The following is a 24,464-nucleotide window of genomic DNA, read 5'->3' as shown; positions in this document are numbered from 1 at the left end:
TCATTAGATTTGATTTATAATTTAAACTGATTTGCATAAATTAGCTTCAAATCAAAACATATGAAAATCAATTCTTTGGTTATTGAGATAGATGGTATCGACAAAGAAATTTTGCGACACCTAATGGAAGATGCTCGGAAACCGATATTGCAGATTGCAAATAAAATTGGAATTTCTGGCGCAGCCATTCACCAACGATTACGTAAACTAGAGCAATCTGGCGTAATATCTGGCTCAAAATTTACCGTTAACAATAAAGTACTAGGATACAATACAATGGCCTTTGTAGGTGTTTATCTAGATAAAGCAGCTCGAAATCTAGAAGCGGTAAAGGAGTTAAAAAAAATACCTGAAGTACTGGAATGTCATTACACAACTGGAAACTGGTCGATATTGATTAAAATAATCTGTCGTGACAACCAGCATCTCATGCAGTTATTAAACACTAAAATTCAGGCAATTGAGGGCGTTTCTAGAACAGAAACCTTCATCTCATTAGACCAACAAATAGACCGACAAATTCAGCTGTGATTTTATAGATAATACTATTCTATAAATTTCTCGATTTATTTTCATGCTTTATTATTCTTAAAACAAATAGAGTATTTACTCTATTTTATAAACTATCCGCATTATCGTTTAATTTTGTGACAATTATTTTACTTTGAAAAACATTTTCAAAACCACCAAAAATAGCATTTTTCCTACAGTAAAGATCCATTAATCAAGGTTTATGATTTTTTATAAAAATAAAAAACCTACAAATTTAAACGAGTTGTAAGTTATAATGTAGTATATTTACTATTATTACTTGTTACATATCGCATATAACTTACGATTGTTACAAAATATAAACCAGTAGAAACCAATACTTATATTATGTATAGACAATTCGATTCCGATAAAAAAAGAAAAAAACTCTTTGATTATAACAATTTTATGCAAGATGATATTGGGGACAAACCAAGTGCATTGAATAAAATGTTAACTACAAACCATCATCATTCTATTTTTTCTAATCCTCCAAACAGAATAGCTACCGGAGGTGAAGTTTATTTTGACGAAATTGATAATAAAGTATATAGAGGAAACATGAACGGCACTTGGACTGAAGCCACAGAATTGGAGCCTGTGATAATTAAACATTTATTTGCTACAATCGTTAAACAAGATGGCCTAAACATCTGGGGATTAGGCATAGATGCAGTTGCAGGAAGCGGGAATATAAAAAATGACAGAGGCAGGGGATCAATTAGTCATCCAGGACATACTTATAATGGTCTTTTTGATCTTGGTTACTTATTAGGCAAATTATTTCCGAACCCATCAATGATGTATCCGTGGCTTTTAGAATTTCAACTTCGATTAAAATATGGCACACCTAAACCGCAATCGTCCGATACTAAAGCCACCGTTCCGTCTGATCCAGAAATGCATATAATGGCATTATATAATTATAGTGCTACCGACGCTTTTGGTGGGAATCCTTCTCAACTTCATAAAACGAAAGCAAAAGACACAGCTGTACAAGTCTCTCAAAATGAAATTATAAACAAAATGAATGATCGAAATCTAAAAGAAGCAGAAAAAGAAAGAGATGTAAAAAATATTGAACTTCAAAAGAAATTAGATTATTATAAACAATAGAATAATGAAAAATGCTACCTTGTTTTTAACAATAATATTCTTAGTACTAATTTCTTGTAAAGAAGAAAAAAAGACAAGAAAGAAGAATAAAATTGCTAGTCGTGAAATAAGTATTATTTTCCCCGATACTGTCTATATAAATACGCGGTATAACGGCAAAAATAAATTATAAAAATATTTTAGATACTATTACTACAAGTTTAGACGATGTAAAAAAAGCGAGATTTATTGAATATGCGTTTCTAAAAACTAAAACTATTAATTATAATGATGACTATCTAAAGAGAATAACAACTGATACCTCTGTGACAAGAAATAATAGACTAATCCCTTTATACAATATTCGTTTCGATAAGTTAGGCGTTAATTATATAGATGGAATAATTACTGATGAAGTGATGATTGAAAATGGAGCAAAAAATGATAAAGGAGAACCTATGACTCGGATAATTACCCATGAAACAAGGATTACTAAAAAAGTAATAGTGATTGATAAGCATCAAAAAAAAGGAACTCCGAAAACACAAAAAGCCAAAAGAACCTAGAGTATTATAAACAATGAGAAAAACTGTATATCTATTTGCGATTATTATAGCGCTAATTTCTTGTAATAAGAAAAAGGAAAATGAAGTTAAATACAAAATGAAAACAAATGACGTGATTTTTTTTGAAAATACTGGAATAGAAAACAAAACAGCTAGAAAAATATTTGGAGAAGGCCTAAAAGATGTAGATTTCGGAGATTACGAGTCTGCAAGAGAAAAATTTATTCAAGCTGACAAAATAGAAAGCAAAAATGTATCAATACTTAATGGTATTGCCGAAGCAGAATTTAATTTAGGAAATAAAGAACTAGCTAATAAAATGTTATTAAATGTAATTTTAATTGATAGTACATATGTCGGAACTTATATAAATCTAGGTTCCAATTATTTGAGTACCGGATATTTTGAAAAAGCAAATGAAATATTACTAAAAGGAAAAAAATTTACAAGTAATAAAAACCTACATGTTAAATCAATTTTACTATTCAATTTAGCCATTAGCTATAACCATTTAGCTGATTGTGAAAATAGCTTAAAATACTTAGACGAAACTCTAGAAATTTCACAAAATGAAGATCTAACTGACTCTGCAAATAAGAGAAAAAGAGATAGTGAAGAAACTATATGCAAAAACAAAGAACTCTTATAGCTATTATGTTGTTTTAATTGGATTCTAGCGCTAAATTTAAACCTACTCAGCGCTACGAAGCCGGACATTTTTACAAAAAATTACCTGCTATTATCTATCTTCTTGTAAATCATTTTTGATAAAATTAATCTCTGAGGAGGAATCCATATCACTAAGAGTAATTGTCTGTAATACGAATTGATCTTTGTTTTTAAATTGTATTGTAATCTTATCTTCTTTACAAAAAACGGAATCGATTGATTTGTTTTTTATATTGTATTTCTCAATATAATCTACATAAACTACTTCATCTTCTGCCCATTCTTCTTTATCAAGTTCTTCTTCTTCCCAGTTTTCCCAAAAGCCATATCCTGCATCTAAAAAAAATCGATGCCAATTCTTTCCTTTTATTTTAATAAAAACAATCACTGGTCTTCCGTCTTCTTCATCTTCCATTCCTACCAAACCTTCCAAAATAACATCCGAAAAATCTGAAACGACAAAATGATCATCCTGATATATTCTTCCTCTAAGTTCTTCCTGCATAACCTAATTTTTTAACTAAAGACTTATTTTAAAAAATGTCTGAACTTTATCATTATTAAAACAATTATCTTTTCTTTTTAGGGTATAATTCCTGCCTAAACAATTTATTCTTTGTGTTTTATCAAATATCTTTTATAGCTACTACGATTTTCTTTTTTTACTTATTTGCGCTACTTCTTTTGGAGTAAGATTCAAAATAGCAGCTATTTCTTCGACTGCCATTTTTTTATCTAAAAGATTAACAATAGCCTTTTCAAATTTTTGCTCAGTTTCAATTCTTAAAGACTTCTCTGTTTGAGCTGTTTCTTTTAATTTATCCGTTTTTTCCTTTTCTTCTCTTATTTCCAGTTCTTGTTTACGGATTCTTTCTTCTATTTGATAAGTAGGAACATATTTTAGGCTTTTTTCTAATTGAGCCATTAATCCAGTATCTACGAAACTCATGTATCGTTCTGGACTAATAATAAGATGGTCTATAAAATTTATATTCAATATTTTGCCTACTTGTATCAATCGATCTGTTGTGTCTTTATCGGTCTCAGATGCAGTCATTCTTCCACTCGGGTGATTATGCACCGCTAGTACACTCGTTGCGCCTTTTAACACAGCTACTCTATACACGTTCATTGGTTCAACTTGCGTAGCTCTTACGCTGCCCATGCTCACTAATTCTATATACAGAATAGTGTTTGCCATGTTAAGCCCTATCATCCAGAAATGTTCTTTCTCACGATCTATTTCATTTTCACGTAATAAAATACACTGCATGATTCCGTATAAATCGCGAGAACCTCCTATTTCAATCTTATCCTGCTCTTCTATATTGATATTCATATTTTTAACCTTTTTAATTTAGTAAGACATACAAACATAATCAATTTTAGCTAGTCAATATTCAGACTCTCCTAATAGTTTGTTTGCTATCTTAGCTGTTTCGTTCCTGTCTTTTGAATAAATAATTTTTACAAATGTTCTTATAAACAATCTGAATATTAAAAACTTTGATAGCCGAGTTTAATATTAATTCAACTTTTGATCCTTTATCTAAACCTGTTTTAACTGACGTTTTCTTAGTTAGCAAAAATAAGTTATTTAAATAATTAATTAACTTATTTTTAATAAAAAACTTACAAATAAATACCTCCACTAAAAAAAATACAGTATATTGTACTACACAATTAATACAGAATACAAAATTAATAGAAAACAATCCTTTTTATTATGTTTAGACAGTTTGAATCAGGAAAGCAAAAGAAAAGAGATCCCTTTGATAAAGAGGATTTTTTAAAAAATGATAGTTGGGAAAGAACAGATGTATTGGGGGAAATGCTTGAAGCTAGAGAAACTAGAGATCCTCATAATAATTTTTTCCCCGATGGTCCAAAAAGAATCGCTCTGGAAGGAGAAATTTATTATGACAAATTTAATAAAAAAGTCTATCTAGGAAATAAAAATGGTAGCTGGAGTATCGTTAATGGATTAAAAGAGATAAAAACAAGCTTTGCAGGATCTGTCTTTGTGGTAAATTCATTATTAACAGGAGTTGGGACTACTTTAGGAAACATTACAGACAGTGGATTTGCTTTAGCAGATAATTTAAAAAGCTTTGAAGCAACTAATTTTCATCCGCAAGGAACGTACGAGTTTAACAAAATTGCTTCAGGCATTACCGATGGTAAAATTTACGTACAGGGAACAGCAGAAAGTATAAGTGCATTAAAAACTGTTGCAAAAGTTGCAAAAGGGCTTAGTCGCTTTGCTGGTGGGGTCGGGATTTATTTATCTTATAAAGATTATGAAAATAAGAAAATTTCTGGAGAAATATTTGCTTTAGATGTGGCTATGACTGGGCTTTCTTTTTTTGGACCTGGTGCGCTTATAGCAGGAGTTTATTTTATATTAATCAGGACTGATACAAAAGATAAATATTTTAGCCACCAACCAGAAAATATTTACGATTCTGCAAAAGTTAAAATAGATAACACTAGAATAGATCGACAAAATTTTAAATTTATAAAAAAATGATCATAAGAAAATTAACAGAACCTTTATTTGTCTTTTTCTCTAAAATGTATATCCATTTTTATGAAGACAAAAGAGATTACTGGTCTATGTTTCCATCATTGATTTTAGCAACTCTATTTACAATTAATCTGCAAACAGTACTTTTTTATTTGAATAAGATTAATGGGATTAATGCAGATTTCGGCATTTGGTTCCCTATTTCTATTGCTATTTTTTTTCTCCTTTTATATAAAAATATAAAATATGAATATGTAAAGAATTATAAAATGTCAATTAAAACGAAGGTCACAATTAGTATATTAATAATAATTGACCTTGTCATTAATTTCATTTTTGCAAATATTTCAAGAAATGGAAAATTTATGTGGTAATCTGTTACATTTCAGAAATAAATAATACCAGAGTAAACAAACCAGACTTTAAATTGATAACAAAATGATTATTAGAAAATTAACAGACCCAATATTTATTCATTTCTCTAAGATGTATATCCATTTTTATCAAGATAAAAGAAATTATTGGTCTATGTTTCCATCATTAATTTTAGCATTTCTTTTCACTTTAAATTTACAAATATTATCTTATTATATAGTATTACTTCCTAAATACTACTATATATGTTTTGCTGTTTTTTTTATTCTTTTTTTTATTTTATTGTACAGAAATATAAAATACGAATATGTCCAAAATTATGCAATGTCGATTAAAACTAGAGTAATAATTGGCCTTCTGGTATTATTAGATATGGTCATTATTTTTACTTGTCTCAATATCATGAGAAATGGAAAATTTATGTGGTAATCTGTTACATTTCAGAAATAAATAATACCAGAGTAAACAAACCAGACTTTAAATTTATAAAAAAATGATCATAAGAAAATTAACAGAACCTTTATTTGTCTTTTTCTCTAAAATGTATATCCATTTTTATGAAGACAAAAGAGATTATTGGATTGTATCTCCATCTGTAATATTAGCCGCTCTTTTTTCTATTAATTTAGAAACACTCTCTTTTTACGTAATTACTGTTCCTCGTTATTACTATGTGTGTCTAGGTATTTTCTTTGTTATTTTCTTTGTTCAATTGTACAAAAATACAAAATACGAATATGTGAAAAATTATAAGATGCCGATGAAAACTAGAATAATAATTAGCCTTCTAATATTATTAGATATAGTTATTATTTTCACTTGTCTCAATATCATGAGAAATGGAAAATTTATGTGGTAGTCTGTTACATTTTAGAAATGGATAATATTTGAGTAAACAAACCAGATCCTAAATTGAGAATAAAATGATTATTAGAAAATTAACAGAACCAAATATTTATTTATTTTCTATAACACATATTTATTCAAAAAAAGGAGAGATTAAATCTCTCCTTCTATAACATCTTCTTTTTTAGTTTTTTTCTTTTCAAACGTCAATACCAAAGCTGGCAAGACTAATATGTTTGCAAACATTGCAAATGCCAATGTACAGGAAATTAATCCTCCCAATGCGATTGTTCCGCTAAAGCTTGAAAGTGTAAACGTTGCAAACCCTAAGATTAATACAACCGAAGTATAAAAAGTACTTATTCCGGTTTCTCTCAGCGCACTGAAAACTGATTTTTTTACCTTTCCATTATTCTGTAACAAATCATGTCGGTATTTTGCCATAAACTGAATCGCATTATCTACAGATATTCCAAACGCAATACTAAACACTAATATCGTCGATGGCTTGAGCGGTATTCCAAAATACCCCATTAATCCTGATGTGATACAAAGTGGCAATATGTTTGTTATAACCGAAGCAAAAACCATTTTGAACGATCTGAACAAATACAACATAAGTGCTGCAATAACAAAAATGGCAAAAATTAGTGATTCAATTAAATTATCTACCAAATACGAAGTTCCTTTCTGAAAAACTAATGCCTTCCCTGTTACTGTAACTTCATAACGGTCTTTCGGAAAAATTTCATCTATTTTAGAATGAAGTTTCTTTTCGACTTTGGCCATTTCATCTGTACCAATATCTCTCATAAAAGTCGTGATTCGAGCATATTGTCCTGTCGAATCTACGTAGCTTTTCATTAAATTATCTTTGCTGTTTTTTGTCGCATTTTTGGCATACGTCAAAATAAATGTTTGCTCTTGCGAAGTTGGCAATTGATAATATTCGGGATTACCGTTATAAAAGGCTTGCTTAGAGTACTTAACCAAATTTACTATAGAAACTGGCTTAGACAATTCTGGCATTCCTTCAATCGTAGCCTGCAACTCATCCATTTTACGCATCGTCGATAATTTCATGACCCCTTTTTTACGTTTGGTATCAATCATAATTTCTAATGGCATCACTCCATTAAATTCCTTTTCGTAAAACAAAATATCTTTAAAGAAAGAAGCGCTTTTGGGCATTTCGCCAATTAAACTTCCCGAAACTTTCATTTGTGAAACTCCAATGATGCTAAACAGTAAAAGCAATCCATAAATGGTATAAATAACTTTTCGTTTGTTTTTTACTATACTTTCTACCCAATCCAACAGTACCGAGATATAGGTTTTAGTTAAATGATGTAAATGTTTTTCTTTTGGAATTGACATAAAACTGTACACAATTGGCACAATTAAAAGCGTTAGCAAATAAACTGAGATAACATTTATTGATGTTACTAATCCAAATTCAAAAAGCAAATCATTACCTGTAATCATAAATGTCGCAAATCCCACTGCAGTAGTTAAATTCGTCATAAGAGTTGAAACTCCAATTTTAGAAATGATACGCTGCAATGCCTTTGCCTGATTGTTATGCAATTTTATTTCCTGCTGGTATTTATTAATCAGGAAAATACAATTTGTGATTCCAATTACAATTATTAAAGGCGGAATTATTGCTGTTAAAATCGTGATTTTATAATGGAATAATCCGAGTGTTCCAAAAGACCATATTACTCCAACAATTAAAATACAAACAGAAATAAAAGTAGCTCTGAACGATCGAAAAAAGAAAAAGAAAATCAGAGAAACTGTAAGCAAAGCTGCGCCTATAAAAAGACCAATTTCGCCTTTCATGTTATCTGCATTGATCGTTCTGATGTAAGGCATTCCAGAAACACGCAAATCGATTCCGGTTGTTTTCTCAAACTTATCAATTTTAGGGACCAGATTTTCAAGAATAAACGTTTTCCTTTCGGCTGTATTTACAAGCTTTTTATTCATATAAACTGCAGACCGAATACTTCCGCTTTCTTTATTGAATAATAACCCCTCGTAAAACGGCAGATTATGAAACAAATCGTATTGTACCTTTTTTAAATATTCAGGATCTAATGCTTTTTTTTGATTAATAAACGGAGCCAGAACAAATTTTTCGTTTACAGTATCTTTTTCTAATTTCTTCAAATCATTTAAAGAAACCACCAAATCTACTTCTTTAGACTTCTTTAAACCTGTCATTAATTCATTCCAGGCGGCGTAGTTTTTTGGTGTAAAAAAAGCTGAATCTTTAAAACCTATTACAATAAGATTTCCTTCTTCTCCAAACTTATCTAAAAATTTTTGATAATCTTTATTTGCAATATGCTCCTTCGGAAGCAAGTTAGCCTCTGTATAGGTCATAGCAAGATTTTTCCATTGATAACCAAGGAAAAGTGTAATTGCAATAATAATCCCTAAAATTACAATCCTGTTTTTGAGTATAATTCTAGCAACTAATTCCCAAAAACCTACATTCGATTTCTTTTTCATAAAAATTTTAAAAATGGTTGCAAATGTAGTGAAAAACACAGGAAAGGATAAGTTTTGGTTACAATTTTATGTTTCTAGATGTATAAATTACCGTTAATTTTTTACAATAAGTTAATTGAAATTGATACGATTTCTTAGCTCCCTTTTATGATATTTGTATTATTTTTGAGAAAATAATTACATTATTTAAAATACAGGATGAAAAACTACAAAAACGCATTGTTTTATATAGGAGTAACTGGAGGTTTTACTGCTTTAATTTACTGGATTATCACTAAAGGAAAATTTTTAGAAGCAAATAAAACAATAGAAGTTTTAGGAACCGGAAAAGGCTCATGGTATGACTTTATTGCTTCGATGCAATCTAATCTTCAAGATCCTCTTGCAATTTTATTAGCCCAAATAATAACAATCATTTTTGTAGCGCGTTTTTTTGGATGGATATTCAAACGCATCGGACAACCTTCTGTTATAGGCGAAATCATTGCTGGTATTGTTCTAGGACCTTCTTTATTAGGCTTGTACTTTCCTGAATTTTCTATGGCCTTATTTCCTGTTGAGTCATTAGGTAATTTAAAGTTTTTAAGCCAGATTGGTTTGATACTTTTCATGTTTGTAATCGGAATGGAACTTGATTTAAAAGCATTAAAAAACAAAGCCAATGAAGCCGTAGTAATAAGCCATGCTAGTATCGTAATTCCTTTTGCATTAGGTATTGGATTGTCCTATTTTGTTTACAACCGATTTGCTCCCGAAGGCGTAAAATTTCTGTCCTTTAGTTTATTTATGGGAATTGCGATGAGTATTACTGCGTTTCCTGTTTTGGCGCGTATTGTTCAAGAACGAGGTATTCATAAAACCAAATTAGGTACTATTGTTATCACTTGTGCTGCCGCCGATGACATCACAGCTTGGTGTTTGCTTGCTGTAGTTATTGCGATTGTAAAAGCAGGCTCATTTGTAAGTTCAATATACATCATTTTACTAGCAGTCATTTATGTTCTGGCCATGTTATACATCGTAAAACCATTTTTAAAAAGAATTGGTGATCTATACGGAACTAAATCTAGCATTGATAAACCTGTAGTTGCAATTTTTGTACTTACTCTTATCGCTTCTTCATATGCCACAGAAGTTATTGGTATTCATGCCCTTTTCGGGGCTTTTATGACTGGTGCAATCATGCCAGATGTTCCTAAATTCCGAACTATGTTTATCGAGAAAGTCGAAGATGTGTCGGTGATTTTATTATTGCCTCTTTTCTTTGTTTTTACTGGTCTAAAAACCGAAATCGGACTTATAAACGATCCTTATTTATGGACCATAACCGGAATGATTATTTTGGTAGCAGTTGTTGGTAAATTTTTCGGAAGTGCATTTGCAGCCAAATTCGTAGGACAAAGCTGGAAAGATAGTTTGACCATTGGAGCCTTAATGAATACGCGAGGATTAATGGAATTAGTTGTATTAAACATAGGTCTAGAGCTTAAAGTTTTAACTCCCGAAGTTTTTACAATGATGGTAATAATGGCATTGGTAACTACTTTTATGACTGGCCCAGCATTAGATCTAATTGATTATATATTTAAAGATAAAGAAGTTTCGGCTCTTGAAACACCATCAATTAGCAGTAAATACCGAGTTTTAATTTCTTTTGGAAACAATGAAAAAGGAAAATCCCTTTTGAGATTAGCAAATAGTCTTGTCAAAAAACAACAAGATACCTCTCAAGTCACAGCAATGCACTTATCCTTAAGTGATGAAATGCATGCTTTTAACATTGATGATAAAGAAAAAAATAGTTTTATCCCTATTGTCGAAGAGTCTAAGATTCTTAAACAAGAAATCACTACTATTTTTAAAGCTACTATAGATATTGAAACTGATATTGCTGACATTGCCAATCAAGGTGACTACGATTTATTATTGGTAGGTCTAGGACAATCTATTTTTGAAGGAACACTATTAGGGAAAGTAATTGGTTTTACAACCCGAATCATTAATCCTGATCGTCTAATAGATAAGTTTACAGGAAAAGAAGGATTGTTCCAAAATTCTCCTTTTGATGAAAGAACTCGATTGATAGTTTCGAAAACCAAAATGCCTATGGGGATTTTAATCGACAAAGAATTACAAAGTGTAAATCAAGTATTTATTCCAATATTTAATGTCGAGGATACGTTCCTGATAGACTATGCACAGAAATTAATATTCAATAACGATTCACACATTATGATTCTGGATGTAAACGGAAACATAGAAACAAATTTTGTAATTAAGAGTGCGATTAGTACCTTGGAGCAAAAATTTCCTAAAAATATATCGATGATGAACAATCGTATCATCAAAAAAGAATTTTTAGACAAACAAGACCTAATGATTATTAGTCTTGAAAGCTGGAAAGCATTAGTCGACTCTAGAAGCACTTGGTTAAGCAATGTTCCTTCTGTATTAATTATTAAACCCTAAAAAATGAATTGGATTTTACTTGTAATAGCTGGACTATTCGAAGTAGGTTTTGCCTCTTGTCTTGGCAAAGCCAAAGAATCATCTGGAATGGTAGCCACTTACTGGATGATTGGATTTTTTGTATGTCTTACCATAAGCATGCTCCTATTATACAAAGCAACTCAGGTTTTACCTATAGGAACAGCTTATGCTGTTTGGACTGGGATTGGAGCTGTAGGAACTGTTTTGGTTGGAATTCTTATCTTTAAAGAGCCTGCGACATTTTGGAGAATATTTTTCTTAACAACTTTAATAGCTTCAATAATTGGGCTAAAATTTGTTTCTAGTCATTAATAACATGCAAACAAGCACTACAATAACTAATCTTCTACTAGCAATAATTCTTTTGCTAGTAGCCCTGATTGGTTATATTGTTTATCAATTGGTTCAATCTAGAAAAGCCAAAGAAATAGCCGAAAAGAATTTTTACCTGCTAGAAATGAAGGTAAATGATTTACAGTTGGAAACATTAGAATCTAAACTTAACCCACATCTTTTCAAAAATATCCTTAATTCGATTCAATCGCATGCGTATCAAACTTATTTTGCTTTAGATAAATTGGCCAATGTGCTAGATTACATACTTTATGAAAGCAAAAAAAAACTGGTAACTCCAAAAGAAGAAATTGAATTTGCACTGAATTTAATCGAAATCAATAAAATTAAAATTAGTCCACTTTTTGAATTAAAAGTAAAAACTATTATTGGCGAAGATGAAAAGTTATATGAGCAGCCATTGCTAGCCCCTTTAATTTCTATCGATTTAATCGAAAATGCTTTTAAACATGCTGATATACAAAATGCAGATGCCTTTATTTCAATAATATTTGAATTAAAAGACAATCATTTTTCTCTAACAGTATCTAATAAAATTTCGGATAAAAAGGCATTAAAGAAAGAGCGAAGCGGCATAGGAAATGCCACACTAGAACAACGATTAAAAATTATCTATAAAAATCAATTTAAACTTGATAAATTTGTAGAGAACGATACTTACATTGCTCATTTAAAAATTAATCTACTTGAATACAAAACTCAAATGCTTATTACTGGACGATGAGTTACCTGGATTAACTTATCTGAAAATGCTATGTGAGCAAATTCCAACATTAGAGATTGTAAAAGCTTTTAATAATCCCGAAAAACTATTGTCTGAAATTCCAAATCTAGATTTTGATTTGTTAATCTCTGATATCGAAATGCCCGGAATTGACGGATTGAATCTAGCCAGTTTACTTGAGGGGAAATTAGTTGTTTTTTGTACAGCTTACAAAGAATATGCTGCTGAAGCATTTAATATTGACGCTGTAGATTATATTACTAAACCTGTAAAATTAGAACGTTTAGAAAAAGCTATTTCTAAAGCACTTGAGCAATTTAACAAACCAAAAGCCGTCAAAAACTTCATGCATCTAAATACAAATAAAGGAAAAACTTTATTGTATTTTAATCAGATTCAATACATAAAAACAGCAACAACAGATAGTCGCGATAAAACCGTGCTTCTTACAGACGGGAGCTTGATTATCTTAAAAAACATTAATTTTGATTCACTCTTAAAACAATTACCAGACACCCATTTTTGTCGGGTAAACAAAAAGGAAATTATTGCAATGAGTGCTATTCAGTTTTTTAATCACAATGAAATTGTACTACACCAACAAAGAGAAAACGGGCAAAACATTACCCTTTCGTTGAGCGAAACATACCGATCTGACTTTTTTCTTAAGGTAAAAATATAACTTATTACAAAATTACACCATCTTATTACATCTAATTAAAATTAGCTTACGATTTACTTTTTTCATTAAAAGTCACTTCTCATATTTGCACAATAAATCAAAATGAAGTGATATGAAAAACATCAAAAACTCATTGTTTTATCTCATAATTATTGGTGGATTTTCTGCTTTAATTTATTTGGTAATCTCCAAAGGAAAATCATTAGAAATAGGAAGAGATATTGTTGTAAAAAAAACAGTGAATAGCCATTGGAATGACTTTCTTTCGGCAATGATTGAAAACCTGCAACATCCGCTTGCTATTTTGCTTGCCCAAATTATTACGATTATTTTGGTAGCACGTTTCTTCGGGTGGGTTTTCAGAAAAATTGGTCAACCATCTGTAATTGGAGAAATGGTTGCTGGTATTATTTTAGGTCCATCTCTTATCGGGATGTATTTTCCAGAATTCTCGGCTACCTTGTTCCCAAAAGAATCTTTAGGGAACTTACAGTTCTTAAGTCAAATTGGTTTAATACTTTTTATGTTCGTAATTGGTATGGAACTGGACTTAAAAGTTCTTAAAAACAAAGCTCATGAGTCTGTTGTAATTAGCCATGCCAGTATTGTAATTCCGTTTGCATTAGGACTAACTTTAGCTTATTTCATTTATCATACTTTTGCCCCAATAGGAGTTGAATTTTCTTCTTTCGGGCTATTTATGGGTATTGCTATGAGTATTACTGCATTCCCAGTTTTAGCTCGAATTGTTCAGGAACGAGGTTTACAAAAAACCAAGCTCGGAACTATTGCCATAACTTGTGCTGCTGCAGATGACATTACTGCTTGGTGTATTCTGGCTGTAGTAATTGCTATTGTAAAAGCAGGTTCTTTTACAAGTTCTTTATATGTAATAGGATTAGCTATTGTGTATGTAATTGTTATGCTCAAAATAGTTCGCCCATTTTTAAAACGTGTAGGCGACTTAAATTCTACTCGTGAGAGCTTAAACAAACCTGTAGTTGCTATTTTCTTTTTGACACTTTTATTTTCTGCTTATGCTTCTGAGTTAATAGGAATCCATGCTTTATTTGGCGCTTTTTTAGCAGGAGCAATTATGCCAGAAAACAACAAATTCCGTAATATTTTCATCGAAAAAGTAGAAGATGTATCTGTTATACTTTTGCTTCCCTTATTCTTTGTTTTCACAGGATTACGCACACAAATAGGCTTACTAAATGACCCGTATTTATGGAAAGTCACAGGTGTAATTATTGCGGTAGCAGTAGTTGGAAAATTCTTTGGAAGTGCCCTTGCCGCCAAATTTGTGGGACAAAACTGGAAAGATAGTCTCGCCATAGGTGCCTTAATGAACACTCGTGGTTTAATGGAATTAGTTGTTTTGAATATAGGATACGATTTAGGCGTTTTATCTACTGAAATTTTTACCATGATGGTAATTATGGCATTAGTCACCACCTTTATGACTGGGCCAGCTTTAGATTTTATCAATTTTATTTTTAAAGATAAAAAAACAATCATCCCAGAAGAAATAGGTAATAAAAGCAAATACAAGATTCTATTTTCATTCGATACTCCTGAGAAAGGAAAAACATTATTGCGAATTGCAAATAGCCTGACTAAAAAACAACCAGACAATACCATTGTAACTGCAATGCATTTATCATTAAGCTCAGAGTTGCACCCATTTGAAGTAAAGGATTACGAAAGAGAGATGCTTTTACCTGTTATTTCTGAATCGGAAAATTTAAATCAAAATATGGTTAGTCTTTTTAAACTATCCAATGATATCGATGGCGATATAACCGAAACAGCAAATCAAGGTGAATACGATTTATTATTGGTTAGTTTAGGACAATCAATTTTCGACGGAACTTTATTAGGTAAAATACTTGGATTCACAACTAGAATCGTGAATCCTGACCGTTTAATTGATAAATTCACAGGAAAGGAAGGTTTATTCGAAAACTCTCCTTTTGACGAAAGAACAAGACATGTTATCACAAAAAGCAAAATGCCTGTTGGGATTTTTATTGATAAGGACTTAGAAGAAATAAACCAGGTTTTTATTCCTGTTTTTAGCAAAGAAGACGCTTTCCTTATCGAATATGCTAAGAAATTAATTAACAACAATGGTTCACAAATTACTATTTTGGATGCAAGCGGCGAATTAAAAAATAATCGTGAAATGCAGGAATCTATCCGATCTATTGAACAAATTGCCCCTAATCATATCATGTTAATGCATGATAGAACCATTAAAAAAGAATTTTTAGAGAACCAGAATTTAATGATTATTAGTTTAGACAGCTGGAAAAAACTAATCGAGTCTCAAAGTACATGGCTTAACAATACGCCATCAGTTTTAATTCTTAAACCATAATAATTTTAAAAATCCCATTCGCCGTAGTGAATGGGATTTTTATTTAGATACCTAAATTAAGTACAAAACTTAATTTAATAGCAATATTATCTTCAAATCTTGGCAACTGGTTTGGTCCATAGCGATAGAATCCACTTAGACCTAAACCATTAAAAATCTGATTTATTTCTACACCAGATTCAAAGAACCCTTTATTTAATGTCTTATAATCAATCCCGACATGCTGCTCTGGATTTTCCATGTTCCCCCATGCCATACGCGAAACTAATACTAAGGATGGCCTTACTTTTTTGATTATTTTAAATCGGTTAAAACCATGTTTAACCTGAAGAATTGCATATTTACTTGAAAAAAACTCATTAAAAAACATTGTTTCAAAACTATTTCGGCCTGCAAATGTTATCCTCTGAATCATTGCTTCTTTGGTAATATTATTTGGTGATGTATTATACAAATGCGTAATCGGTACATCTCCCATTGCATATCCTCCTTGCAAGAGTAAACTTGTTTTTTGACCGTTCAGGTATTTTTTCTCATATTCAGTTTTAAAGTCAATTTTAGAGAAATTAAAATCATTTTCTGCTACGTTGGGCAATGATTGCGTGTATTGTATCGTAAACTTTGGGAATCTTTTTTCAATTTCGATTCGTCCCGTTGGCGTTTGCATATAATCACTGAAAGGATTCCAAGCCAATGAAAGCATTGCCGTAGTCATAACATAATTAGTATACAATCTTCCATTTAAATTGTACGCATAATCAAATTTTGGTTCTACCAAGGAACGCGAAACTTCAAAAATACTTTCTGTTTTCGGAACAATCCGTGTACCTAAATATCCTGTCCAACTAACATACTTATAAAAAGTACTAATATTTATAGGTCTAGGGTCGTATAATTTGAATACTCTTTTATCAACTGCAAAAACAGTACTTGCAATCTCTCTCACATCATTGGTATAAGATCCTCCTACCCATGTATTCGAAAATTTCTCTACTCGGGTAGATAAATCTAAATTGTACTTAAAACTTCCATCTTTGGTTCCATATCCAGCATAACTACCTATCTTATATTTTTTTGAAAAAAGCTCATTAGTAACGCCTCCTAAACCAAATCGAAATCCTTCGTAATTATTATAGCTAAATAATTTTCTTAAATCTAAATCGACTACACTTATCGGTAAATAACCATTAATGATTTTTCTTCCAAATCTAATTTTACTTTCAATTCTTTTCTTTAATGAAATACTATCCAGCGACATATACGTTTTTTGAAAGCGTATATCTAGACTATCTTTTCGATATTTATTCCAAAAACTTTCTGGTTTTTTTATAGCATCATCTTTAATTTCAATATATATTGAGGGGTTTTTTATTTCTATAGGGGTATTATAATGAACATCAAAATTATTACTTTCGGATACTAAATAGGTATAATCTGAAGCTCCTTTTTTTCTATGAACGTCCTCTTGTTCTGCATCTCCATCAAACTGAATTGTCCCTCCAAGAATCTTAATATCGTCATCATTTTTACCTTTTACTATTTTAAAAGCTGTACCCTTTGGAAACCATAATTTCTGCTCAGGAATATAATCAAACTCATGTATTCCACTAATATCAAGTACCCCTTTAATTCGCATTACTGCTTTTGCAATAGCATAATTACCTTTATCAATATAAAGAACTCCTTCTAGACCCAATTCTGATTTCCTCATTCGGTTTTTAAAGTAAACCATATAGGTCTCTCTACCTTCTATCGAAACGGTATCGAGTAACTTATAGTCATAATCTTTTAAAGCATCTTTAGCAATTGGACTATTATACTTGGTTTCAAAAAGTTCATAATTAGAATCATAGATAGAAATCGATTGTAAGTTAAATGCAATAATTTCATAAATAGGTTGTTTAAAACCTGCCATTTTTGTTCCTAAAATAGTTTCTTTCAGTTTATTGTTCTCAAATTGATATTGTGATACTTTTTCTGTCTGAAACAAATGTTGTTTATTAGAAATCTCTTTGAATTTATAATTAGCCGAGTCAACTTTAATAAATCGCCTACCTATAGCTTCTTGCACAAAAATAGAATCTAATCTTGAGTTTATCGAATCAGGATTAGCTGTTACAATTAATTTATTATACGTTTTATACTCAAAGCTGTTTAGCTTTTTTTGCGGATTATTTTTATTCTTACTCTCAATTGTTTTTCTTATAATCGCAAGAGCAGGATTTTCGTTTGCAATAACAACTTCCTGTAAAGCTGCTGTAGATTCTACCAAACCTACTTTATAAAACTTTTTATTAGTCGAGGTATATACTTTAGCTGAATTATAGCCGATATAAGAAACAGTAAAATACTCGATACTAGAAGTTGATTGTAGTGTAAATTTACCATCAACATCAGAAATAGCATTAATTCCGTCATCGGTAATGATTGTTGCAAAAGGAAGTGGTTTATTTGCACCTTTTTCTGTTACAATTCCGTTAATCTGAAATTGCGCTTGTATAGAAAGCGTGAAAAATAATGCTAAGAAACACAATAATTTCATACAGAAAATAATATTATAGATTAGGCTTTGATATCACAAAAGTAAGCATAAAAAAATCCGTCTCGTAAAAATTAACAAGACGGATTTTTTAATCGTTACAAAAGGTTAAACCTTCATGATTTCAGCTTCTTTATTAACTAATAACTCATCAATTTTTTTAATATAACTATTTGTCAAGTTTTGTACTTCTTCTTCTGCGCTTTTACAAACATCTTCTGAAGTTCCTTCTTTTTCTAGTTTTTTTATTTCAGTGTTAGCATCTTTACGAACGTTTCTTACACCAATTTTAGCATCTTCTGCTTCTGATTTTGCTTGTTTTGCTAAATCTCTACGACGTTCTTCAGTTAATGGCGGAACACTTATAATAACCACATCTCCATTATTCATTGGATTAAAACCAATGTTGGCTACCATAATTGCTTTTTCAATTGTTTGCAACATATTTTTTTCAAAAGGTTGCAAAGTAATTGTTCTTGCATCTGGAACACTAATTTTTGCTACTTGCGAAAGTGGCGTTGCAGAACCATAATAATCTACAAAAACACTTCCTAGCATAGCTGGAGATGCTTTCCCTGCACGAATATTTAGAAATTCTTTTTCTAAATGCGCAATAGAATTTGTCATTGACTCTTTAGTGCTATCTAAGATAAATTCGATTTCTTCAGTCATTTTTTTTCTATATTTTTAAATTTTTAGATGGTTTGATTTCTAAAAATGAATACAACTAATATACTTTAATTTTTTAAAAAGATTCTTTCTTTTAAGCATTTTATTACCACTCCTGATATCCTTATCTAAGTAATCTATATATTCACTACAGTTCCGATATTTTCACCTTCGCAAATTCTCAATAAATTCCCGATTTTATTCATATCAAAAACCACAATTGGCAATTTATTTTCCTGGCTTAATGTAAAAGCGGTAGTGTCCATCACATTTAATCCTTTTTTAAGTACATCTTCAAAAGAGATAAAATCAAATTTTACAGCAGCTGCATTTTTCTCTGGGTCAGAATCGTAAACACCATCTACGCGTGTTCCTTTTAAGATAACATCTGCATTAATTTCGATACCTCTCAAAACTGCTGCAGTATCTGTTGTAAAATAAGGATTTCCTGTACCTGCACCAAAAATTACAATTCTGTTTTTCTCAAGGTGACGTACTGCTCTCCTTTTAATATAAGGTTCCGCAATTGATTCAATTTTTAGAGCCGTTTGCAAACGTGTTAGCATCCCTTTATTTTCCAAAGCTCCTTGTAATGCCATTCCGTTAATTACGGTAGCAAGCATTCCCATATAATCACCCTGTACTCTATCCATTCCTGAACTTACCCCAGAAACTCCTCTAAAAATATTTCCTCCTCCAATTACAATGGCAATTTCTACTCCCTTTGCATGAATTTGCTTAATTTCTTCAGCATATTCGTCCAATCTTTTTGGGTCAATTCCGTATTGTAAATCTCCCATCAAGGCTTCTCCACTTAATTTAAGAAGAATTCTTTTGTATTTCATTTCTATGTTGCGTTGGTTTGTGCAAATATAGACATATTCTCATTTTTAAAAATAGTGTTTTAAAAAAATTAATTTATCTTCTAATTTTTACCTAAAAAGCCCAATTTAAATAATACATTTAGGATGCAATATGACAAAAATCAGTATCTATTTCTTTTAAATCTGTAAATTTGTATTCCACATAAAAAAATAAATTTATGCAAAAAAGTATCACCAATGCCCTGTCCAACAGCTATTCATACACCGAATACAGAAAATTAGTTACTGATTTATTAGCTGAAGGAAAATCAACAGGACTCGAACAATCTGAAGATCTGACACATTATAGCAGCTTGAATGAAACTCGAATGAATCGGTTAGAAAAAACAATAAAAATTACAGAAACAACGATTTCTAAGCTACAAAACGTTCGCAGAAATTATATCTGGCTTCTTATTTCTGAAGGTTGGTGTGGTGACGCTGCACAATTATTACCCATTATTTATAAAATGGCAGCAGCATCTAATGACAAGATTGAGCTAAAAATTGTACTTCGTGATGAGAATCCTGATTTAATGAATTTATTCTTGACTAATGGAGGAAAAGCAATCCCAAAATTAATTATAATTGACAAAGAGAAACTTGAAGTTATTGCTGATTGGGGGCCTCGTCCAAAAGGTGCAAGTGAATTAGTCAATAACTATAAAAAAGAATTTGGAGCTTTTGATGAAACTATCAAAACAAATTTACAATTGTGGTATTTACACGATAAAGGAATTTCGACTCAAAACGAGATCATGGAAATAATGGAAAGTTGTTAAACACAATTGATTGTAATCGTTATAACAAACCCCTCATGAATCACAAAACAGCTAACTGACTGAACAAGAATGATTAGTGCTTTCGAAATATTTGTTTTTAACTAAAAAATTCGTATCTTGTAACAAGAATCCCATTTCTATTACTTACTTTTTTTATCGGTGTTTATTTAATGTCTAACAATTTAAAAATACCCTATTATGAAAAAGTTATTTGAAAGGTTTTACGATTTTTTTTCGACATTTTTATTTGGAGGAAAAAATATATCTCATTATTAACTCCAAAAGCACAGTATGGAACAACAATACTCTAGAATGAGATATTAGCACATTACTATTATGTAATGTGCTTTTTTTTTACCTTTAATTTCCACAGATAACTTATTTATGAGTTTTAAATTTTATATCAACTTAATCAATAGTAATTTTTCTAATTTTCCCAATAGTCTTAGGAGAACGACTTCCATGAAAAGCTCTTAAAACTTCAATTCTATTAGGTCTTATACGATAAATAATTAGATAGGAACCTAAGAACATTACGATATTTCTTGGTTTTAGTTTTAAGATGATGGCATTCTGGATAAAGTAAGTAATCTTTAGATAAATTACCTAAATAAGAATATATTTCTTCAATAAAATAATCTGCAAGTTTTAAACCAAAAGTTTCGGTTCCATATTCATAAATTGAAGGAAGATCAACAAAAAGAAATAACTACTTATTTCTTTGGGATTTCCATTCTTGAAAATGTTTTTTAGACTCTTCTAATGAATAAAAAACTCCGCCTTCTGCTTCTTTAATCATTGAAGCAAATTTTTTTTGAGACATTGGTTTACCAGGTATCGCAAGATTATCGGAATTATTTTTTTTTGATTTTCATACTAGTAACGTTAACTAAAAAATTTAAAACAAATTTCTTTTGAAATAGTTTATTCTTTGTTCAACCCTAAAGAAGCTTCAAATAAAGTAACATCAATTGCATTTTTTACATCGTAATCCCCAATTTTGGTTCTTCTTAAAGCTGTTAAATGCGAGCCTGAATTCATTGCTTTTCCAAAATCAAAGGCAAGTGAACGAATATAAGTTCCTTTGCTGCAAACTACTCTAAAATCGATTTCCGGAAGTGCTATTCTCGTAATCTCAAATTCGTGGATTGTAGTTTTTCGACTTGCAATTTCGATAGTCTCCCCAGCACGTGCATGTTCATACAAACGAACCCCATCTTTTTTTATAGCCGAATATATTGGTGGTTTTTGATCTATTTCGCCCAAAAATTGCTTCACCGTTTCATGAATCAATGCAGTATCGATATGTTCCGTTGGAAAAGTTTGATCAATTTCGGTTTCTAAATCATAAGAAGGCGTTGTTGCACCAATGAAAAAAGTACCCGTATATTCTTTTGCCTGACCTTGCAACTCTGTAATTCTTTTGGTAAACTTACCTGTACAAACAAGTAATAATCCAGTTGCCAAAGGATCTAATGTTCCTGCATGACCAATTTTAAATTTCTTAGGAAGCCCTAACTTATTTATAAGTGCATACTTTAATTTATTCACTGCCTGAAAAGAACTCCAGTTCAAAGGTTTGTCTATCAGTAAAACTTGTCCGTTTAAAAAATCTTCGGGAGTAATCATTATATAATGGTAAGTGGATGAATAAAGAAATGTATTAACAACAATACTATCCCTGCAATAATTCGGTAATATCCAAATACTTTGAATCCGTTTTTAGTCAAGAATCCAATAAAAGTTTTAATTGCCAAAAGTGCTACTATAAAAGCTACAATATTACCTATGATTAATAAATTAACCTGATCGTGTGATAATTCGAATCCTGCTTTATAGTAATCGTAGCATTTTTTAGCGGTAGCTCCAAACATCGTAGGAACTGCCAAAAAGAATGAAAACTCTGCTGCTGTAGTTCTTGTCAATTTTTGCGACATTCCCCCTACTATACTCGCTCCACTTCTTGAAACTCCTGGAATCATTGCCAAACACTGGAACAATCCAATTTTAAAAGCTTGTGAATATGTTATTTCTTGTGAAGTTTCGGCTGCATTTGGTTTATTAAACCACTCATCAACTTTTAATAAAATAAGTCCTCCTATTAATAGTGAAATTGCAACTGTAACTGGATTTTCTAATAAACCATCTATAAAATCACTTAGCAATAACCCTAAGACAACTGCTGGTATAAATGCAACCAATAATTTAAAGTAAAAATCAAGCGTCTGAAAGAATCGTTTGAAATATAAAACTACTACCGAAAGGATAGCTCCTAACTGAATTACAATTGTAAAAAGCTTTGTAAAATCATCATGGGCAATTCCAAAAAATGATGAAGCAATAATCATGTGCCCAGTTGAAGAAACAGGTAAAAACTCTGTAATTCCTTCAATAATGGCTAAAATAATAGCTTGTAAAGTATTCATTAATTTTAGATTTTAATATACTAGTTTGTTTGATTTTTCAATAATTACACCCAACGCATGGATCTAACAATCTAATTTTATAACAATCTAACGTTCTGTTTTAGGGTTTTTAAGAATAGCATAAATTGTAATTCCAAAACCTATCAAAACAGTAGTTGGAGCCAAACGAATACGTCTAAAATTAAAGATAGCTTCATTAAAAACATTTGGATCATTACTTCCACCGCCTGCCATCAGGATAAAGCCTAATCCAATTACCCCAATTCCGATCAATAAAATTTTATAATTTACTTTATCAAAAAGGAATTCCTTTTTATTTTGTTCTTCTTTATTTTCCATTTTTATTTTTTTGTCACCTAACCAAAGTCGAAGGCAAATATATTTTTATTAATATAAATCGTCAGTTCTTAAATTCAAGAAACGTTGTGTTGCAAAATGCGTACTTAACCAAGTTATTAAAACTCCAATTCCTAAAACTGTCAATAAGACCAATCCGATTAATGCCTTATCTTCCATTATCCCTAGTCCTGGAAAATTAGTATCTACGTATATTAAAAGTCCGATTAAAGCAACAATTGCCAAACCAGCGCCTATTAATCCCAATTTTATACTTCGCATTACAAATGGCTTACGAATAAATGATTTTGTAGCACCTACCATTTGCATTGTTTTAATGATGAATCGATTTGAATGTATTGATAATCGTAATGAACTATTGATAAGTAATACTGCTATTACAGTTAAAAATCCACTCACAATTAAAATCCACATACTTACTTTTTTGATGTTATCATTAACCAGATTCACCAATTGTTTATCGTAAACAATATCCGAAATCATTGTGTTTTTGCGTAAGCGGTTTTCTATTTTAGCAATACTATCTTTAACTACATAATCGGCTTTTAGGTGAATATCATAAGAATTCAATAATGGGTTTTCTCCTAAAAACGTCAAGAAATCTTCGCCAATAATATCTGTATGTTGCTTAGCAGCTTCTTCTTTGGTAACATAAACAAATGATCTTGCAAAAGGAGCTCTTTTTAATTCAGCATTAAATGCCTTTATGATACTATCATTGGCCTCGTTCTTAAAGAAAACGGTCATCGCGATTTTTTCTTTAAAGTCATCCGCTAGTTTTTTAGAATTAATAATAAATAATCCTAGTACTCCCAAAAGGAATAAGACCAGAAATACACTTAATACTACCGAAAAATAAGAGGAAATTAATCTGCGTTTTTGAAATTTATCAAAGTTAGAACTCATAGTTTGCTTAAATTATGTGGTAAAAATAATAAAGAATTTCATTATTTAAAGTTAATAACGACCAAACTTTTAACTTTCGTACAATAAATGTAAATTTGTGAACTTATTATTCTTGTGACCGAAGCTTGAATCTCTGTCACTTTGAACCTTTGAACCATAA

Annotated in this window: 21 protein-coding genes; 11 read left to right on the top strand and 10 right to left on the bottom strand. The window is 30.7% G+C overall.

The window, feature by feature from the left end:
• The first annotated feature begins 60 nt into the window (after positions 1-60).
• The 4 genes from IUY40_RS06510 to IUY40_RS06495 all read left to right on the top strand — a co-directional run bounded on the left by IUY40_RS06510 (position 61) and on the right by IUY40_RS06495 (position 2,841).
• Positions 61-531 carry an Lrp/AsnC ligand binding domain-containing protein gene (locus IUY40_RS06510; RefSeq protein WP_195736050.1) on the top strand — a complete coding sequence of 157 codons (471 nt, stop codon included), beginning with the start codon at positions 61-63 and terminating at the stop codon, positions 529-531.
• A gap of 348 nt (positions 532-879) precedes the next feature.
• A complete protein-coding gene (locus IUY40_RS06505) occupies positions 880-1,647 on the top strand; it encodes a hypothetical protein (protein ID WP_195736049.1) in 768 nt (255 codons plus the stop codon).
• A 305-nt stretch (positions 1,648-1,952) separates the two neighbouring features.
• Positions 1,953-2,192, top strand: a complete 240-nt coding sequence (locus tag IUY40_RS06500) for a hypothetical protein (RefSeq protein ID WP_195736048.1) — start codon at positions 1,953-1,955, stop codon at positions 2,190-2,192.
• Positions 2,193-2,205: 13 nt separating this feature from the next.
• Positions 2,206-2,841, top strand: coding sequence for a tetratricopeptide repeat protein (locus tag IUY40_RS06495; RefSeq protein WP_195736047.1), 636 nt, complete (start codon positions 2,206-2,208; stop codon positions 2,839-2,841).
• A 90-nt stretch (positions 2,842-2,931) separates the two neighbouring features.
• On the opposite strand, the gene IUY40_RS06490 is transcribed toward IUY40_RS06495, so the two are convergent.
• Both IUY40_RS06490 and IUY40_RS06485 read right to left on the bottom strand, forming a co-directional pair.
• The gene (locus IUY40_RS06490) at positions 2,932-3,366 is read right to left on the bottom strand and encodes a hypothetical protein (RefSeq protein WP_195736046.1); all 435 of its coding nucleotides are present in this window, start codon (positions 3,364-3,366) and stop codon (positions 2,932-2,934) included.
• A gap of 141 nt (positions 3,367-3,507) precedes the next feature.
• Positions 3,508-4,200 (bottom strand): JAB domain-containing protein, encoded by a 693-nt coding sequence (locus IUY40_RS06485; RefSeq protein WP_195736045.1) that lies wholly within the window; start codon positions 4,198-4,200, stop codon positions 3,508-3,510.
• A 387-nt stretch (positions 4,201-4,587) separates the two neighbouring features.
• Between IUY40_RS06485 and IUY40_RS06480 the strand changes: the two genes are divergently transcribed.
• The gene (locus tag IUY40_RS06480; RefSeq protein ID WP_195736044.1) at positions 4,588-5,391 is read left to right on the top strand and encodes a hypothetical protein; all 804 of its coding nucleotides are present in this window, start codon (positions 4,588-4,590) and stop codon (positions 5,389-5,391) included.
• A 1,371-nt stretch (positions 5,392-6,762) separates the two neighbouring features.
• Here IUY40_RS06480 and IUY40_RS06475 read toward each other — a convergent pair.
• Positions 6,763-9,129 (bottom strand): MMPL family transporter, encoded by a 2,367-nt coding sequence (locus IUY40_RS06475; RefSeq protein ID WP_195736043.1) that lies wholly within the window; start codon positions 9,127-9,129, stop codon positions 6,763-6,765.
• Between the two features lie 198 nt (positions 9,130-9,327).
• Here IUY40_RS06475 and IUY40_RS06470 point away from each other — a divergent pair, with 198 nt between their 5' ends.
• The 5 genes from IUY40_RS06470 to IUY40_RS06450 all read left to right on the top strand — a co-directional run bounded on the left by IUY40_RS06470 (position 9,328) and on the right by IUY40_RS06450 (position 15,762).
• Positions 9,328-11,598, top strand: a complete 2,271-nt coding sequence (locus IUY40_RS06470; protein ID WP_195736042.1) for a cation:proton antiporter — start codon at positions 9,328-9,330, stop codon at positions 11,596-11,598.
• A gap of 3 nt (positions 11,599-11,601) precedes the next feature.
• Positions 11,602-11,931 carry a multidrug efflux SMR transporter gene (locus IUY40_RS06465; protein ID WP_129540661.1) on the top strand — a complete coding sequence of 110 codons (330 nt, stop codon included), beginning with the start codon at positions 11,602-11,604 and terminating at the stop codon, positions 11,929-11,931.
• Positions 11,932-11,935: 4 nt separating this feature from the next.
• Positions 11,936-12,697, top strand: coding sequence for a histidine kinase (locus tag IUY40_RS06460; RefSeq protein ID WP_195736041.1), 762 nt, complete (start codon positions 11,936-11,938; stop codon positions 12,695-12,697).
• Positions 12,660-13,379: a response regulator gene (locus IUY40_RS06455; protein WP_195736040.1), complete on the top strand. Its 720-nt coding sequence runs from the start codon at positions 12,660-12,662 to the stop codon at positions 13,377-13,379. Before IUY40_RS06460 ends, IUY40_RS06455 begins: the two co-directional genes overlap by 38 nt.
• Positions 13,380-13,491: 112 nt before the next feature.
• The gene (locus IUY40_RS06450; RefSeq protein ID WP_195736039.1) at positions 13,492-15,762 is read left to right on the top strand and encodes a cation:proton antiporter; all 2,271 of its coding nucleotides are present in this window, start codon (positions 13,492-13,494) and stop codon (positions 15,760-15,762) included.
• Positions 15,763-15,805: 43 nt separating this feature from the next.
• On the opposite strand, the gene IUY40_RS06445 is transcribed toward IUY40_RS06450, so the two are convergent.
• The 3 genes from IUY40_RS06445 to pyrH all read right to left on the bottom strand — a co-directional run bounded on the left by IUY40_RS06445 (position 15,806) and on the right by pyrH (position 19,815).
• Complete coding sequence (locus IUY40_RS06445) at positions 15,806-18,304, bottom strand: DUF5686 family protein (RefSeq protein ID WP_195736038.1); 2,499 nt, start codon at positions 18,302-18,304, stop codon at positions 15,806-15,808.
• 105 nt (positions 18,305-18,409) lie between these two features.
• Positions 18,410-18,973, bottom strand: a complete 564-nt coding sequence (gene frr, locus IUY40_RS06440) for a ribosome recycling factor (RefSeq protein ID WP_195736037.1) — start codon at positions 18,971-18,973, stop codon at positions 18,410-18,412.
• 134 nt (positions 18,974-19,107) lie between these two features.
• A complete protein-coding gene (pyrH, locus tag IUY40_RS06435; RefSeq protein WP_195736036.1) occupies positions 19,108-19,815 on the bottom strand; it encodes a UMP kinase in 708 nt (235 codons plus the stop codon).
• A gap of 197 nt (positions 19,816-20,012) precedes the next feature.
• Between pyrH and IUY40_RS06430 the strand changes: the two genes are divergently transcribed.
• On the top strand, positions 20,013-20,615 hold the full coding sequence (locus tag IUY40_RS06430; protein ID WP_195736035.1) for a thioredoxin family protein: 603 nt from the start codon (positions 20,013-20,015) through the stop codon (positions 20,613-20,615).
• Between the two features lie 924 nt (positions 20,616-21,539).
• Here the strand turns inward: IUY40_RS06430 and truB are convergent.
• The 4 genes from truB to IUY40_RS06410 all read right to left on the bottom strand — a co-directional run bounded on the left by truB (position 21,540) and on the right by IUY40_RS06410 (position 24,304).
• On the bottom strand, positions 21,540-22,241 hold the full coding sequence (truB, locus tag IUY40_RS06425) for a tRNA pseudouridine(55) synthase TruB (protein ID WP_195736123.1): 702 nt from the start codon (positions 22,239-22,241) through the stop codon (positions 21,540-21,542).
• 2 nt (positions 22,242-22,243) lie between these two features.
• Positions 22,244-23,041 carry an undecaprenyl-diphosphate phosphatase gene (locus tag IUY40_RS06420; RefSeq protein WP_195736034.1) on the bottom strand — a complete coding sequence of 266 codons (798 nt, stop codon included), beginning with the start codon at positions 23,039-23,041 and terminating at the stop codon, positions 22,244-22,246.
• Between the two features lie 87 nt (positions 23,042-23,128).
• A complete protein-coding gene (locus IUY40_RS06415; RefSeq protein ID WP_195736033.1) occupies positions 23,129-23,380 on the bottom strand; it encodes a DUF3098 domain-containing protein in 252 nt (83 codons plus the stop codon).
• Between the two features lie 48 nt (positions 23,381-23,428).
• Positions 23,429-24,304: a permease-like cell division protein FtsX gene (locus tag IUY40_RS06410; protein WP_195736032.1), complete on the bottom strand. Its 876-nt coding sequence runs from the start codon at positions 24,302-24,304 to the stop codon at positions 23,429-23,431.
• Between the last annotated feature and the right edge of the window lie 160 nt (positions 24,305-24,464).

The organism is Flavobacterium sp. ALJ2 (assembly GCF_015594725.1).
GTDB lineage: Bacteria > Bacteroidota > Bacteroidia > Flavobacteriales > Flavobacteriaceae > Flavobacterium.
Note: the sequence above shows the minus strand (reverse complement) of the source record. Positions and strands in the feature narration are given on the sequence as shown.